Source organism: Afipia sp. GW822-FHT04G07, from assembly GCF_058800765.1.
Genome location: NZ_JBXAMP010000001.1, coordinates 647,464 through 661,167, shown reverse-complemented (window position 1 = coordinate 661,167; position 13,704 = coordinate 647,464). Strand labels below are relative to the sequence as shown.

General features: G+C 62.7%; 16 protein-coding genes, 2 tRNA genes and 1 other RNA gene. 7 read left to right on the top strand and 12 right to left on the bottom strand.

Annotated features, from left to right (window positions below; all coding sequences use genetic code 11):
• Nucleotides 1-131: 131 nt before the first annotated feature.
• From AC1RKJ_RS03185 to AC1RKJ_RS03175, 3 genes are all read right to left on the bottom strand, one after another.
• On the bottom strand, nt 132-1,634 hold the full coding sequence (locus tag AC1RKJ_RS03185) for a replicative DNA helicase (protein WP_492789447.1): 1,503 nt from the start codon (nt 1,632-1,634) through the stop codon (nt 132-134).
• 293 nt (nt 1,635-1,927) lie between these two features.
• Nucleotides 1,928-2,013, bottom strand: a tRNA-OTHER gene (locus AC1RKJ_RS03180).
• Between the two features lie 15 nt (nt 2,014-2,028).
• Nucleotides 2,029-2,103 (bottom strand) — tRNA-Cys (locus AC1RKJ_RS03175).
• A gap of 182 nt (nt 2,104-2,285) precedes the next feature.
• On the opposite strand from AC1RKJ_RS03175, the gene AC1RKJ_RS03170 reads away from it, so the two are divergent.
• Nucleotides 2,286-2,669, top strand: a complete 384-nt coding sequence (locus AC1RKJ_RS03170; protein WP_492789446.1) for a rhodanese-like domain-containing protein — start codon at nt 2,286-2,288, stop codon at nt 2,667-2,669.
• 80 nt (nt 2,670-2,749) lie between these two features.
• On the opposite strand, the gene AC1RKJ_RS03165 is transcribed toward AC1RKJ_RS03170, so the two are convergent.
• A complete protein-coding gene (locus tag AC1RKJ_RS03165; protein WP_492789445.1) occupies nt 2,750-4,009 on the bottom strand; it encodes a cyclopropane fatty acid synthase in 1,260 nt (419 codons plus the stop codon).
• A gap of 288 nt (nt 4,010-4,297) precedes the next feature.
• Between AC1RKJ_RS03165 and AC1RKJ_RS03160 the strand changes: the two genes are divergently transcribed.
• From AC1RKJ_RS03160 to AC1RKJ_RS03150, 3 genes are all read left to right on the top strand, one after another.
• Nucleotides 4,298-5,236 (top strand): hypothetical protein, encoded by a 939-nt coding sequence (locus tag AC1RKJ_RS03160; protein ID WP_492789444.1) that lies wholly within the window; start codon nt 4,298-4,300, stop codon nt 5,234-5,236.
• A 117-nt stretch (nt 5,237-5,353) separates the two neighbouring features.
• Nucleotides 5,354-5,938: a TetR/AcrR family transcriptional regulator gene (locus AC1RKJ_RS03155; RefSeq protein ID WP_492789443.1), complete on the top strand. Its 585-nt coding sequence runs from the start codon at nt 5,354-5,356 to the stop codon at nt 5,936-5,938.
• Nucleotides 5,935-6,393, top strand: a complete 459-nt coding sequence (locus tag AC1RKJ_RS03150; RefSeq protein WP_492789442.1) for a PaaI family thioesterase — start codon at nt 5,935-5,937, stop codon at nt 6,391-6,393. The genes AC1RKJ_RS03155 and AC1RKJ_RS03150 overlap by 4 nt, the downstream gene beginning before the upstream one ends.
• Before the next feature lie 59 nt (nt 6,394-6,452).
• Here the strand turns inward: AC1RKJ_RS03150 and rplI are convergent, their stop codons facing one another.
• The 6 genes from rplI to AC1RKJ_RS03120 form a co-directional block, all read right to left on the bottom strand.
• A complete protein-coding gene (rplI, locus tag AC1RKJ_RS03145) occupies nt 6,453-7,055 on the bottom strand; it encodes a 50S ribosomal protein L9 (RefSeq protein WP_492789441.1) in 603 nt (200 codons plus the stop codon).
• 57 nt (nt 7,056-7,112) lie between these two features.
• A complete protein-coding gene (locus tag AC1RKJ_RS03140; RefSeq protein WP_492789440.1) occupies nt 7,113-8,081 on the bottom strand; it encodes a DUF2232 domain-containing protein in 969 nt (322 codons plus the stop codon).
• 118 nt (nt 8,082-8,199) lie between these two features.
• The gene (gene rpsR / locus AC1RKJ_RS03135; RefSeq protein ID WP_492789439.1) at nt 8,200-8,439 is read right to left on the bottom strand and encodes a 30S ribosomal protein S18; all 240 of its coding nucleotides are present in this window, start codon (nt 8,437-8,439) and stop codon (nt 8,200-8,202) included.
• Nucleotides 8,440-8,444: 5 nt separating this feature from the next.
• Nucleotides 8,445-8,921, bottom strand: a complete 477-nt coding sequence (gene rpsF, locus AC1RKJ_RS03130; protein WP_492789438.1) for a 30S ribosomal protein S6 — start codon at nt 8,919-8,921, stop codon at nt 8,445-8,447.
• Nucleotides 8,922-9,213: 292 nt separating this feature from the next.
• Nucleotides 9,214-9,408 carry a hypothetical protein gene (locus AC1RKJ_RS03125; RefSeq protein ID WP_492789437.1) on the bottom strand — a complete coding sequence of 65 codons (195 nt, stop codon included), beginning with the start codon at nt 9,406-9,408 and terminating at the stop codon, nt 9,214-9,216.
• 2 nt (nt 9,409-9,410) lie between these two features.
• Nucleotides 9,411-9,608, bottom strand: coding sequence for a hypothetical protein (locus AC1RKJ_RS03120; protein ID WP_492789436.1), 198 nt, complete (start codon nt 9,606-9,608; stop codon nt 9,411-9,413).
• 194 nt (nt 9,609-9,802) lie between these two features.
• Here AC1RKJ_RS03120 and fabD point away from each other — a divergent pair, with 194 nt between their 5' ends.
• The 3 genes from fabD to AC1RKJ_RS03105 all read left to right on the top strand — a co-directional run bounded on the left by fabD (nt 9,803) and on the right by AC1RKJ_RS03105 (nt 11,496).
• Nucleotides 9,803-10,756: an ACP S-malonyltransferase gene (fabD, locus tag AC1RKJ_RS03115; protein ID WP_492789435.1), complete on the top strand. Its 954-nt coding sequence runs from the start codon at nt 9,803-9,805 to the stop codon at nt 10,754-10,756.
• Between the two features lie 50 nt (nt 10,757-10,806).
• Nucleotides 10,807-11,128, top strand: a transfer-messenger RNA (tmRNA) gene (gene ssrA / locus AC1RKJ_RS03110).
• A gap of 125 nt (nt 11,129-11,253) precedes the next feature.
• Entirely contained in the window at nt 11,254-11,496 is a 243-nt protein-coding gene (locus AC1RKJ_RS03105; protein WP_492789434.1) for a toxin-antitoxin system YwqK family antitoxin, read from the top strand.
• Nucleotides 11,497-11,502: 6 nt separating this feature from the next.
• On the opposite strand, the gene eutC is transcribed toward AC1RKJ_RS03105, so the two are convergent.
• The gene (eutC, locus tag AC1RKJ_RS03100) at nt 11,503-12,297 is read right to left on the bottom strand and encodes an ethanolamine ammonia-lyase subunit EutC (RefSeq protein WP_492789433.1); all 795 of its coding nucleotides are present in this window, start codon (nt 12,295-12,297) and stop codon (nt 11,503-11,505) included.
• Nucleotides 12,294-13,688: an ethanolamine ammonia-lyase subunit EutB gene (locus AC1RKJ_RS03095; RefSeq protein ID WP_492789432.1), complete on the bottom strand. Its 1,395-nt coding sequence runs from the start codon at nt 13,686-13,688 to the stop codon at nt 12,294-12,296. The genes eutC and AC1RKJ_RS03095 overlap by 4 nt, the downstream gene beginning before the upstream one ends.
• Nucleotides 13,689-13,704 lie beyond the last annotated feature (16 nt).

The window sequence follows — 13,704 nt, the reverse complement described above, 5'->3', positions numbered from 1 at the left end:
CCTGCGTCAGGATATGCGGAGAGTGATTGGCGAAAGCGTTATCTGACTTTAGCACACTCTCTCGTGTGCCAGCGCGTATTCCGCAAAAGTGGGCACCGGTTTTACGAGCATTATCAGACGCCCGAAATCGCTTAGTTGCCAAATCGCTCGGGCACCTGTCCGTCGTGGGAGAGATCGCCGAACCGCGTGACGTTGGCGTCGAATTGCAGATTGATGGTGCCGGTGGGGCCGTGACGCTGCTTGCCGATGATGACCTCGGCCTTGCCGTGGACCAGCGACATATCGAGCTGCCACTTCTCGTGCTCGGGCGTGCCGATCCGCGGCTCCTTGCTCTGCAAATAGTATTCCTCGCGGTACACGAACAGCACGACGTCGGCGTCCTGCTCGATCGATCCCGATTCACGCAGGTCGGACAGTTGCGGGCGCTTGTCGTCGCGGTTCTCCACCTGACGCGAAAGCTGCGACAGGGCGATGATGGGAACGTTCAATTCCTTGGCCAGCGCCTTCAGGCCGGTGGTGATTTCGGTGATTTCCTGCACGCGGTTGTCCGACTTGCGGCCCGAGCCCGACAGAAGCTGGATGTAGTCGATAATGAGCAGGTCCAGACCTTTCTGTCGCTTCAGCCGCCGCGCGCGTGCGGTGAGCTGCGAGATCGACAAGCCGCCGCCATCATCGACGTAGAAGGGCAGGTTCTGCATCTCGATGGAATGGTCGCGGATTTTATCGAAATCCCGCTCGCTGATACCGCCGCGGCGGATCAAGCTCGACGAGATGCCGGTGCGCTCGGACAGAATACGGGTGGCGAGCTGCTCCGCCGACATTTCGAGCGAGAAGAAACCGACGATGCCGCCATTGACCGATTTCATCTGACCATCGGCCTGCACTTCGCCGCGCCATGACCGCGCGACGTTGTAGGCGATGTTGGTCGCGAGCGCCGTCTTGCCCATGGCCGGACGGCCGGCAAGAATGATCAGATCGGACGATTGCAGGCCGCCCATCTTGACGTCCATTTCACGCAGACCGCTCGAGAGGCCCGACAGATTGCCGTCGCGGCCGTAGGCTGCAGCGGCCATATCGACCGCAACCGTCAGCGCCTGCGAAAACTTCTGGAAGCCGCCGTCGTAGCGGCCGGACTCCGCGAGATCGTAGAGCTTCTTTTCCGCGTCCTCGATCTGCGCGCGCGGCGCGAAATCCACCGGCGCGTCGAACGCGACGTTGACCATGTCCTCGCCGACGCGGATGAGATCGCGCCGGATCGACAGATCGTAAACGGTCCGTCCGTAATCCTGCGCGTTGATGATGGTGGTGGCTTCGGCGGCGAGGCGGGCAAGGTACTGCGCGACCGTCATGCCGCCGATATCGGTTTCCGCCGGAACGAAGGTCTTCAGCGTCACCGGGGTTGCGATCTTGCCGGCGCGGATGATGCTCGACGTGGTCTCGAAAATGAGCTGATGGATCGGCTCGTAGAAGTGTTTCGGCTCGAGGAAGTCCGAAACCCGGTAGAAGGCGTCGTTGTTGACCAGAATGGCGCCGAGAAGTCCCTGTTCGGCCTCGATATTATGGGGCGCGGTTCGGTAGGCCGGCGAGCCGGCTTCCGGCGCGAGCTTGATAATGTTCGAATCAGGAATGGCCATAGACGTTTAATGATCTTTTATTCGGATGAAAGTTGGGCAGGCGGACGCACGAAGCGGACTGCTACCTAATACTTTCAGAGTCGCCAGCGAAATGCCCGACCCAAACTTTCCCCGTTGTTCACGGTGAAAAGAAAAGGCCGGGAAGGCTTGCTTTGCGTGGTGCGATCGTTTTGCGCACGTCCTGCAAAACTTCCCCGCGTATACCCGCGCGCGAGTTCCGTTGCGAAAATGACGAGCCGCAAAGATCAACCGCCGCCTCCAATCAAGGAAGCGGCGGTTTCAATTCGACAATTTGGAGGAAAGGGACAGGATTCGAACCTTCGACACGGTCGCCCGTGTGCCGCGTTAGCGGTGCCTTAAGCCACTCAGCCACCTTTCCGTGGTTCGCGAATTTTGGAGGCCCAGCCTGGATTTGAACCAGGATGTGAAGCGTTTGCGGCGCCCCCGCGTAACTTTCCGCCACCGGGCCATGCACCGAACTTGCACCGGCAATGGATCGGTCGCAATCGATGATCGCTGCGGTGGTTAATGTGCGTCAGAGTGGAGGATTGAGCTACCGCTGGTTTCACCCTACGTTCCGGCCGCTTGCGGCGATCCTGACCTGCGAAGCCGGATCTGGGGTGATCGTTTTCCTTCAACAAGAGGTGCGACATGACAACCAGTGTGAAGCAGTTGATGGGTGAGGCCAACGCGGCCGTGCCGAAGATCACGCCAGCCGAGGCGAGCGAGATGGTCGCAAAGGGCAACATCCTCGTGATCGATGTGCGCGATCCGAACGAAGTGGAAAAGAGCGGCAAGATCGCCGGCGCGGTCAACGTTTCGCGCGGCATGCTGGAATTCCGCGCCGATCCGGACTCGCCCTACCACGACAAGAATTTCGCCAAGGACAAGACCGTGATTGTCTATTGCGCTTCCGGCGGCCGTTCCGCGCTGAGCGGAAAGGTGCTGAAGGATATGGGTTATGGCCAAGTCTACAACGCCGGCGGCTTCAAGGATTGGGCCGACAGCGGCGCCGCGGTCGAGAAGGCCGGCTAACCCCAATATGATGCGAGCGCGGTATCTGCGCTCGCATCGCAAGGCGACGGCGCGGGGAGGGAAGCAATCGTGGGGTCCGCTTACTCGCCGGCCATCCGCAGCATCGGGCGTTTCGCGGCTTCGACCTCGCGCAGCCGCTGTTCCTCACGGCCGATGTAATCGCGGGTGATCGGGACCACGCCCTGCCGCTTGCTGAGCTGGATCTGGAATACCATGACGTTCTGCTTGCGGAACGACATCTCGGATGACGCCAGATAGAACTCCCACATCCGGACGAAGCGCTCGTCATAAAGTTTGGCAGCTTCTTCGCGCCGGGCGAGGAAGCGCTCGCGCCAGGCCTTCAGCGTTTCGGCATAATGCAGCCGCAGGATTTCGATGTCGTCGACCAGCAGTCCGGCGCGTTCGATCGCGGGCAGCACCTCTGACACCGCCGGGATATAGCCGCCGGGGAAAATGTATTTTGCGATCCACGGGTTGGTGATGCCGGGCCCTTCCGAGCGCCCGATCGAATGCAGCATCATCACGCCGTCGTCGCCGAGCAGTTCTGCGCAGCGCTTGAAGTAGGTGTCGTAATAGTCGACGCCGACATGCTCGAACATGCCCACCGAAATGATCCGGTCGAAAGAGCCGGGCGTGTCGCGATAGTCCTGCAGGCGGAATGTCGCGCGGTCGGTCAGGTTCAGTTCGCCAGCGCGCGCGTTGGCCACTCCCAGCTGTTCCTCGGAAAGGGTGATGCCGGTGACATGCGCGCCGGTCATTTCCGCGAGATACAGCCCGAGGCCGCCCCACCCGCAGCCGATGTCGAGCACACGGTGGCCTGGTTTGACCAGCAGCTTCGCGGCGAGGTGGCGCTTCTTGGCAAGCTGCGCGTCATCGAGCGTGGAGTCCGGCGTCTCGAAGTAGGCGCAGCTGTACTGCATGTCCGCGTCGAGGAAGAGGCGATAGAGCCGGCCGTCCAGATCGTAATGGCTGGCGACGTTGCGCTTGGAACGGGCAGGCGGATTGAACTGCTGCCAGTGCCGGATCAGGTAGCGAAGCCACCAGCGGACCCGCGACCAGCGCGGCACCATGTCGGGTTGATCGAGCGCGACCGCGAGAAGATCGGCAATCGAACCGTTTTCAATAATGAAGTCGCCGTCGGTGTAGATTTCGCCGATCGCGAGTTCGGGATCGAGCAGCAGGTGGCGCTGGGCTTCGGGGGTCAAAAATCTGACCGCGATTGGCTGCCCGGTGCCGTCGCCGCAGGTGAAGGTGGCCCCCGCAGCCGTCGTGAAGGTTATCGAACCACGCCGAATGAACTGGCTCAGGAAAAACCGCAAAAGACGATCCATCCAACGCATGTCCAACGATCCAATTATGGCGACCTTCCAAATCTTGGTATTTTCTGGCCCGGTTTCAATCGCAATTTGCCGTATAGCGCCCGCGCGAAAGGCAGGTCTGCGTTTTCGGCTGGGAAGCGGGCCGTGCTGAGCCGGAAAAGAGCACCTGCCGCCGCCCGAAACAGGCTCACGCACATGCGAAATCTCGGTACTTCCATTCGCAGTATAATCCGCTAAAGGTGACCGCGAGGCCGAGGGCGGGGTCGAACGTCTTTGACCCCTGACCGGCTGTATATCTGGAGACCTTGGATGTTGAGCCGAGCGCTCATTTTGGCGGCGGTGGCTTTTGTGTTGGGCTGTTTCGGGACGATCCCGGCGCGGGCGCAGAATCTCGAAGCCGGCAAGCCTCCGTCCCAGATTTTCTCCAGCACCTGTTCGCTGTGCCACAAGAGCGCGCGCGGATTGCTGAAGGGTGTTTCACCGGGATCGCTGCCGGGTTTCCTCCGCCAGCACTACACCACGAGTTCAGACATGGCCGCGGCCATGAGCGCCTATGTCCTGTCCAATGGCGCGGCCAACGCAGCGCCGGGCGGGGGAAATCTGACCCGGCAAGGCCAGGAAGCCAAAGGCGGCGCGAAACCGTCCCAGGAGCCCAGTCCCGAACAAGCAAGCAAGGGCCGCAAGCCCACGCGCGAAGCCTCGAAGCCCGATGCTGACGGGCTGGAGGGCGCGACTCCTGAACATGCCCAGACCGCCCGCCAAAAGGCCGCCGCCGAGCGCAGAGCGGCGCGGCAAGCAGCCCGAAGCAAGGCCGGCAAGGACGGCGCACCGCCGAAGATCGAGGACCGGCACGAGGCCGCGAAGGATCAGCCCGGCAAGGACGAAGCGGCCAAATCCGCCTCAGGCGCGCCTGACGCGGGCAAGCCGGATTCAGCCAAATCTGATTCGGCCAATCCTGATTCAGCAAAGTCTGATGCAGCCAAGTCTGAAACTGCCAAGTCTGAAACCGCCAAGGTCGAAGGCACACGCCCGGATCCCGTTCCGGCTGTCACGCCTGCGCCGAAGGATGGCGAGAATCGGCCAAAGGAAGCGGAGAGGCCCGCCGAGGTGGCCGCTGCTCCGCCGAAGGTCGAGATTCCCTCCGGCCCGCTGACGATCGATATGGGTCCGCCGCCGGCTCCGAAAGCCGCTGCCCCCAGCGCGTCGGTTGTGCCCGCCGGCAAGCCAGAACCGCCGATCTCCCGTTAAATTCGAACCGAGCACCGAATGGTCCGTGGAAACGCGGTCGACGCCTTTGATTGCCTTGACTAGAGTATTACTCTAGAGCAATGATCTAGCGTCTCTCACGCTCGGAGTTGATCGGCCATGTCTGGTGCCCGCGACGATCTGCTGGATGCGGCGCTCGCTGTGTTCGAGCGCGACGGTTTCGAGGGTGCGACAGTGGCTGCGATCCGCCAGCGTGCGGGCGCATCGAACGGCAGCTTCTTTCACTTCTTCGGCTCCAAGCGCGAACTGGCCGGCACGTTGTTTCTCGAAGTGCTGCGGCGCTATCACATCGCCATGCTCGATGTGATTGATCCTCCGCCCGGCGCGGAGGAGGGCATCGCGCGCTTGATCCGCACGCATCTGGCATGGGTCGTCGACAACCGCCGCGAAGCCAATTTTTTGTTCGAGATTTCGCGCAGCGAGTGGGCGAAGGACGTGCGCGATGCGCGCAAGGCGCGGAATGCGACGGTCGCGGAAGGCGTCGAGGCCTGGCGCGCGCCGCTGGTCGCAAGCGGCGAATTGCTGCCGATGCAGGCCTCGCTGTTCTTCAGCCAGATCATCGGCCCGGCGCAGTTCGTCTGCCGGGCGTGGCTGTCGGGCCGCGATCCGTCCGATCCGCGCGACCATGCCGAGGTGCTGATCGCCTGCGCGGTTCGCGCGCTGACCACACACGGAGATCGATGATGCTTCAGGCCGATGCGGAATTCGCGCCGATTGCCGATCATATTCGCAGCAACGTCATGCGTCAGGGCTTCATGACTCATGTCGGCGCCGAAGTGAGCGATCTCACGCGCGGCGGCTGTGTGCTGTCCGTCGACCGCCGTCCGGAGTTGTTGCAACAGAATGGATTTTTCCACGGCGGTGTCACGGCGTTCCTGATCGACAATGCGACGACCATCGCCGCCGCCACGGTCAAGGGGCAGGCCGCGTTGACCGCCGAGTATAAACTGAACTTGCTGTCGCCGGCATCGGGCGAGCGATTGATCTGCCGCGCGCGCGTGATCAAGCCGGGACGTCAGGTCTCGGTGGTTGCGGCGGATGTGTTCTGTGTGATCGATGGCTCGGAAAAGCATACGGCCACCGCGCTGGCATCGATTGCGATGATCGATCAGGCCATCGCGCCGATGGTCGTCAGCTAAACAAAAAGCCCGGCCTCGATGAGGCCGGGCTTTTTTCGCAGATGGCTGGTGCCGGAGCCTTATTTCTCTTCGGCAGGAGCGGCCGGTTCGGCAACGTCGTCGTGCTGCGCTTCCGGATCGAAGAACTCGCCGGCGGCGGCGATCGCCTCGGCAGCCGCGTCGCGGTCTTCCTGACGGCTGTTGACGTCTTCGCCGCGGTTGATGCGTTCGGCTTCCACCTCGGAGCGCGCCACCGTCGTCGAAACATGCACTTCGACTTCCGGATGCACCGCGATGGTGATCTTGTGCTGGCCGATGGTCTTGATCGGCGCGTCGAGCAGAACCTGCGAGCGGTTCAGCGAGACGCCGTCCTTCTCCAGCGCCGCCATGATGTCGCGCACCGACACCGAGCCGTAAAGCTGGCCGGTTTCCGACGCCTGACGGATGATGACGACATTACGTCCGTCGATCTTCTCGGCGACCTTGGTCGCTTCGCCCTTGGCCTGAATGTTCTTGGCCTCGAGGTCGGCCTTCATGCCGTCGTACTTCTCGCGGTTGTCCTTGGTCGCGCGCAGCGCCTTGTTGCGCTTGAGCAGGAAGTTACGGGCGAACCCGTCCTTCACTTTGACCACATCGCCCATTTGGCCGAGTTTCGCCACGCGCTCCAGCAGAATGACTTCCATTTTGAATTCTCCGTTCGATCTAAAGGTTGAGTTGGATTTCAGAGTGAGAGTTGAACTTCAGGTTGTCGGCATGGGCGGTGGCCCGCGCCGCGTCCAGTAGGCTTGTCGAATTCCAAAGACGGCGTCGGCGAGGCCAAGGCTGATCATTCCGAGCAGCGGCCAGCCGATGAACAGTGTCCCGGCATAGGCCGCGCCGAGCACGAAGCTGCGGCCCGAGAACGTCTGTGTCACGGTATGAAGCACAGCGAAGCCGGTGATGGCGTAGGCCATCAGCATCGCGCTGCTTGCGATCTGGGCCAGCATGGCCAGCAGTCCGCCGACGAAACACAGCGCAACCGCGATCAGCAATGCGACAAGCATCATCCGCGGCAGCATGGTGGTGCGCAGGTCGGGCCACGGCCGCTTCATCCGGCCGGACGTCGCCGTGATTTTCGCGGCGAGCCACAGATTGAGCGTCAGCGTCATCATCGCGATGATGGTGGCGGCGCCCGGTGCGACTGCGACCAGCGCATCGACCACGCGGTCGGTTTCGCCCGAGGGAACGGCCGTCCCGCGGCCGCCCATGATGCGTTGCAGGCCGCGGCGCAGCGCGGCGTTGATCGTGGCGTCGTCGGAGCCGAGAGTCAGCAGCGCGCTGACCGTGGTGATGACCGCAAACAGCGCCGCCCATGCCAGGATGCGCCCGGTCGGATACCAGTCGAGCACCGGCGCAAGATTGGCGAGTTGCGGATCGTTCGAGACCGGACGCGCAAGCAGCGCCAGGTGTCCGAGCCACCAGGCCGGCAAGGCGATGGTGAGCGCGAAGGCAGCCATGTAGGGAATGCCGAAGATGAAGCCGAGGCCGAGTGCCGCAACGATGCCGCCGATCAGCGCGGTCGCCGATCCCCAACCCAGCGCGGCCACCATCAGGGGCAGCGGCGCGAGGTAAAACAGCACGAGCGAAATCAGCGCGCCCGAAACGATGGACGCGAACATCGTCGCCGACGCGAGGCCGGCCGCCAGTGCAATGAGGATACCTGTCATCATCAGCTGTCCCGCTCCTTTCGAGCGGTTAGAGGTCTTTGGAACCCCAACCATCCACCGAGGCACGACGCCGTGGTGTTATGAGAAGAACCGGCGGATTGATCCGCCGGTTCTGATTGTCTTAGCGGATCACGTAAGGCAGCAGACCGAGGAACCGCGAGCGCTTGATGGCGCGGGCGAGTTCACGCTGCTTGATGGCCGACACGGCCGTGATGCGGCTCGGCACGATCTTGCCGCGCTCGGACACGTAACGCATCAGCAACTTCGAATCCTTGTAGTCGATCTTCGGCGCGTTCGGTCCCGTGAACGGGCACGTCTTGCGGCGACGGAAGAACGGACGGCGTGCACCTGCTTCAGCCATGGTTCTTACTCCTCTACCGACGCGGTTGCGTCTTCATCACGCGGACGGCGCGGACCACGATCACCACGGAAGCCACCGCCTTCACGATCGCCGCCACGGAAGCCGCCGCCTTCACGGTCGCCACGGAAGCCGCCGCCACCGCGCTCGTCGCGGTCACGCTCGGACTTGCGCATCATGGCGGAGGGGCCTTCCTCCAGTTCGTCGACGCGAACGGTGATGTAACGGATGATGTCTTCGCTGATGCGTTCCTGCCGCTCGATCTCGGCGACCACCGCTGCGGGGCCGTCGATGTTCAGCAGCATGAAATGCGCCTTACGGTTCTTGTTCATGCGATAGGTGAGGGAGCGCACGCCCCAGTTCTCGGTCTTGGTGACCTTGCCGCCGAGACCTTCGATCACGCCGGTAATCTGCGTGGTGAATTCCTCGACCTGCTGGGCGCTCGCATCCTGACGCGCGAGAAAAACATGCTCATAAAGAGGCATGGGAGTCCTTTCCAATGTTAGCGCGGTTCCTGGCGGCAAGCCCTTCGAGACCTTCGGAAAGGACTCGATATTGCTCAGAAGGCGGAAGCACGGGACGACGGACCGACTGGCCCTGTCACATCAAATTCGCCAAAGGTGAAATTGCTGAGACCGTCCGTTCAGCTCCCGGCCGGGATCCACGGATAGGCGCGTTATAAGGGTTTCGGCGCTGGGTGCAAGGCAAAACAGGGCCGATTTGGCCCTGAAAAGCCCATCTGTAGCTGTTTCCGGTGCGTCTGGCCGGCAGTCGCGCCTATTTAGCATCCGCCGATTTTGACGCCCCGGCATTGTCGGGAGGCCCGACAATCGGAAATACCTTGCCGACGTCCATGCGCTGGCTGGAATAGGTCAGCGCCCCGCCCAGAATGACGACGCCGATGAGCGCGCCCCACAGGAACTTGTGATAGGCGCGCTTGCCGCCGAAGGCGTCATCCAGATTGTTATTCATAATCAGCGCCGCTCCGTTGTCGGTCGATACTTTGCCAGTCCCGTTGTGCCTGGCGGCGGGTTGTCCACGGCGGTGACAACGACCGGGTTGCGGTCGAAGGCCGTCACCAGCGCCGCCCCGAATACGGCGACCAGCACCAGCGCGAAAATCAGGACCGGGGCGAGAGCTAGCGTCTGTGGCTTGCGCGGATCATTTTCCATGGTGCGCACTCCGGTTGGGTGCCCCGTACTGAAAACGCGCAGCGGTGGATACTGTTCCAATTGGGTCGTTCAATGGCCTGCCGGGTCAGCGGGCGAGCAAGCCAGTGGCCGATTCGTCGTCGCGCCGCGGCACCACAGCTTGACACTGGCCGCCCCGGCGGTGTCTTACGGCCTATCGTTTTGAGGGGACTTCCATGACTGCAGCATTCACATTTCCGGGGCAGGGATCGCAGACCGTCGGTATGGGCAAGGCACTAGCCGACGCATTTCCGGCAGCCCGCGCCGTGTTCGACGAGGTGGATGCAGCGCTGGGTGAAAAGCTGACGGCCATCATCTGGGACGGTCCGGCAGAGACGCTGCAACTCACCGAAAACGCGCAGCCCGCGCTGATGGCGGTGTCGCTGGCGACGCTGCGCGTGCTGGAGACTGAAGCGGGTATCGACATCGCGCGCGATGCGGCCTTCGTCGCCGGTCATTCGCTTGGCGAATATTCGGCGCTGGCCGCCGCCGGCAGTTTCACCATCAGCGACACGGCGAAGCTGCTGCGCACGCGCGGCCTCGCCATGCAGAAAGCCGTGCCGGTTGGTGTCGGCGCGATGGCGGCATTGCTGGGCCTCGATTACGAGGCCGCGGTGGCGGTTGCGGAAGAAGCCGCGCAGGGGCAGGTTTGTCAGGCCGCCAACGACAATGGCGGCGGACAGGTTGTGGTGTCCGGCGACAAGGCCGCCGTCGAGCGCGCGCTCGAAATCGCCAAGACCAAGGGCGCCAAGCGCGCCATGCTGCTGCCGGTGTCCGCGCCGTTCCATTGCCGCCTGATGCAGCCCGCCGCCGATGCAATGGCGCAGGCGCTGGCTAGCGTCACCATCAACAAGCCGAAAGCGCCGCTGGTTTCCAACGTGCTGGCGACCGCGATCACCGATCCGGATGAAATCCGCAAGCGGCTGGTTGAGCAGGTCACCGGCACCGTGCGCTGGCGCGAGAGTGTTGCGTACATGGCGTCGCAAGGCGTGACGCATTTTCTCGAAATCGGCGCGGGCAAGGTTCTGTCGGGCTTGGTCAAGCGCATCGCAGACGGCGCCGTCGGGGTGTCGGTCGGTGGACCAGCCGACATCGAGGCTGCGAAGGCCGCGCTTGCTGCGGCGAAGTAGGTTCCGTTCCTCGCTGCTGCCTGTTGCCGCACCGGAGCGCGGGCTTTTTGCACCTTACAAAGCGCGAAATCTCGCATATATTGGTTCTGTCGCAAGACGATGGCGCTGAATCTCAAGGCGGACTACGGGCAGACCCGGGGGGCAGTACCCCGGCGCCTCCACCAGAAGCGGTTAGAGCTGGCAGGTTCAACCGTTTCTGATGGGGGCGAAATAGGTTCGATGGCCGTGAAGAAGCTTTGAAGTGTGCTCGGCATGATACCGCCGTTATCGGGTCAAAACCTAAATGCAAACGATAACGTTCGCATGAATGAAGTGCGCCTCGCGGCGTAACCATTCGGGGTAGGTCCACCTAGCAACAGAACGGCCATGGCCGCGTCACCTTCGGGTGGCGCGGCTTTTATTTTGCGAAAACGCGCGGCCTGTCTCGCGCCGACGCATAATCACCGCGCTGTGTGCGGCGGTCAGTTTGGGTAAGATGCCTTCGCGGAGGACGAGCCTTGAAGAAGAAAGCCAAACCGGAAACTCACATCCAGTATCACAAGGACGGCAGCGTCTGGGCGCGCGGTCAGACTATTGACGGAGTCATGACTGGTTACTGGGAGTGGTTCCGCAAAGACGGTGTGCGGATGCGCTCCGGTCATTTCGAGGACGGCGAGCAGACGGGCGAATGGACCACGTATGACAAGACCGGCAAGGTCTACAAAGTCACGACCATGAAGCCGAAAAAGAAACCAACATGACCTGATTTATTTCTTGTCCGACGCTGACAAGCGCGCTGCGTTTCGGTCCCCGAGTAGCGCCAGATCGCTTTCGTCCTTCAGGTCCACGCCGGTGAGTCCACGGCCCAGCGCCTCGCGCACCAGCCACGCCAGCTTGAATGCGGCAGCGGCATAACTCAGTCCTTCGGGCCGAACATTGGAAATGCAGTTGCGTCCGGCATCGTTGCGGCCCTTGAACGGCGCATGGGTGATGTAGATGCCGAGACTGTCGGGTGAACTCAGCCCCGGCCGCTCGCCGATCAGCATGATCGACAACCTTGCTTTCAACAGTTCCGCGATCTCGTCAGCCAGCGCGACGCGGGCCTGCGTGGCGATGACGACCGGCGCGCGCTTCAGCTCCTCCGCAAGAAGCGGCTTCAGTGCCGCGAGCAGTGGTGCTGCGTGGCGGTCCACAGCCAGCGCCGACAGCCCGTCGCCGACCACGATACAGACGTCGCTCGGCAGGATCGGTTCTGCGCGCAACTTCGCGATCTCGTCGGGGTCGATCACGCGGCCGAGGTCCGGCCTGCGCAAATAGGTGGTGCGATCCGGCGCGTGGCTGCGCACATGGGCAGTGGTCCAGCCTTGTGCGTGCAGCGCAGCTTCGAGTTTCGGCACATCGAGCGCAGCGTGAATTGCATCGCGCGCCATCGCGTGCGCCCAGCCGAACCTCAGCACCTCGTCGGTCGGCATCCCGGCACCGACGCGGCCAAGCGCAAGCCGCGCCGGCGTGACGCTGCGCCAATCGCCCCAAGGACTTTGTGTGACGGAATCTTTCGTCATGCGACCAGCGATTTGAGATTGCCCATGCCGCCGAGCAGCGCGTTGGGCGAGGGCGGTCGCAGGCGTCCGGCGGCGTCGGTGATCTGCATCCGTTGCAGCCACGCCTCGAACTCGGGCGCGCGTTTCAGGCCGAGTGTTTCGCGCAGAAAGAGTGCGTCATGGAACGACGTGCTCTGATAGTTGAGCATCACATCGTCCGCGCCGGGAATGCCCATGATGAAGCTGATGCCGGCTGTGCCGAGCAGCACCAGCAGCGTGTCCATGTCGTCCTGATCGGCTTCGGCGTGGTTGGTGTAGCAGATGTCGCAACCGAGCGGCAGGCCGAGCAGCTTGCCGCAGAAATGATCCTCCAAACCGGCGCGGATGATCTGCTTGCCGTCGTAGAGATATTCAGGGCCGATGAAGCCGACCACAGTATTCACCAGCAGCGGCTTGTAGCGCCGCGCCAGCGCGTAGGCGCGCGCCTCGCAGGTTTGCTGATCGACGCCGAAATTTGCGTCGGCCGACAGCGCGCTGCCTTGTCCCGTCTCGAAATACATCACGTCGTCGCCGACGGTGCCGCGCTTCAGCGACAGCGCTGCGTCCTGTGCCTCATCCAGAATTTCCGGCGTGACGCCGAAGGAGAGATTGGTTTTCTCGGTGCCGCCGATCGACTGGAACACGAGATCCACCGGCGCACCGCTTTCCGCAAGCTTTACGGTGTTGGTGACATGTGTCAGCACGCAGCTTTGGGTCGGTATTTCGAAGCGCTGGATGACTTCATCCAGCATTCGCAACAGATCGCCAAGCACCGGCATGCTGTCGGACGCCGGGTTGAGCCCGATCACCGCATCGCCCGACCCCATCAGCAAGCCGTCGAGCGTTGACGCCGCCACGCCGCGCAGGTCGTCGGTGGGATGGTTCGGTTGCAGGCGTACCGACAAATGGCCTTCAAGTCCGATGGTGTCGCGGAAGCGGGTGATGACGCGAACCTTGCGCGCCACCGCGATCAGATCCTGATTGCGCATGATCTTGGAGACGGCGGCGACCATTTCCGGCGTGAGGCCGCGCGCAAGTGCTGCGAGCGCCTCGGTCGTCGCCTGGTCGGACAGCAGCCAGTTGCGGAAATCGCCGACGGTCATGTGCGACACCGGCGCGAACGCCTTCGCATCGTGGCTGTCGATGATGAGCCGCGTGATGTTGTCGTCCTCGTAGGGGATCAGCGCTTCTGTGAGGAATTGCTTGAGCGGCACTTCCGCCAGCACGTGGCGCGCCGCCATCCGCTCCTGCGCGGTGGCGGCGCCGATGCCTGCGAGAGTGTCTCCCGAGCGCGCAGGGCTGGCGAAAGCCATCACCTGCTTGAGGTCATCGAAGGCGAACAGTTGCTGGTCGATAGCGGTGCGATAGAGCAACGGTTTTCACCTCATC

Excerpts from the sequence above, each read along its gene's own strand:
- fabD (WP_492789435.1), top strand. The coding sequence starts at position 9,803 with ATGACTGCAGCATTCACATTTCCGGGGCAGGGATCGCAGACCGTCGGT.
- rpsR (WP_492789439.1), bottom strand. The coding sequence starts at position 8,439 with ATGGCTGAAGCAGGTGCACGCCGTCCGTTCTTCCGTCGCCGCAAGACG.
- AC1RKJ_RS03120 (WP_492789436.1), bottom strand. The coding sequence starts at position 9,608 with ATGGAAAATGATCCGCGCAAGCCACAGACGCTAGCTCTCGCCCCGGTC.
- AC1RKJ_RS03155 (WP_492789443.1), top strand. The coding sequence starts at position 5,354 with ATGTCTGGTGCCCGCGACGATCTGCTGGATGCGGCGCTCGCTGTGTTC.
- AC1RKJ_RS03125 (WP_492789437.1), bottom strand. The coding sequence starts at position 9,408 with ATGAATAACAATCTGGATGACGCCTTCGGCGGCAAGCGCGCCTATCAC.
- AC1RKJ_RS03170 (WP_492789446.1), top strand. The coding sequence starts at position 2,286 with ATGACAACCAGTGTGAAGCAGTTGATGGGTGAGGCCAACGCGGCCGTG.
- AC1RKJ_RS03150 (WP_492789442.1), top strand. The coding sequence starts at position 5,935 with ATGATGCTTCAGGCCGATGCGGAATTCGCGCCGATTGCCGATCATATT.
- AC1RKJ_RS03160 (WP_492789444.1), top strand. The coding sequence starts at position 4,298 with ATGTTGAGCCGAGCGCTCATTTTGGCGGCGGTGGCTTTTGTGTTGGGC.
- AC1RKJ_RS03165 (WP_492789445.1), bottom strand. The coding sequence starts at position 4,009 with ATGCGTTGGATGGATCGTCTTTTGCGGTTTTTCCTGAGCCAGTTCATT.
- AC1RKJ_RS03140 (WP_492789440.1), bottom strand. The coding sequence starts at position 8,081 with ATGATGACAGGTATCCTCATTGCACTGGCGGCCGGCCTCGCGTCGGCG.
- rplI (WP_492789441.1), bottom strand. The coding sequence starts at position 7,055 with ATGGAAGTCATTCTGCTGGAGCGCGTGGCGAAACTCGGCCAAATGGGC.
- rpsF (WP_492789438.1), bottom strand. The coding sequence starts at position 8,921 with ATGCCTCTTTATGAGCATGTTTTTCTCGCGCGTCAGGATGCGAGCGCC.
- AC1RKJ_RS03185 (WP_492789447.1), bottom strand. The coding sequence starts at position 1,634 with ATGGCCATTCCTGATTCGAACATTATCAAGCTCGCGCCGGAAGCCGGC.
- eutC (WP_492789433.1), bottom strand. The coding sequence starts at position 12,297 with ATGACGAAAGATTCCGTCACACAAAGTCCTTGGGGCGATTGGCGCAGC.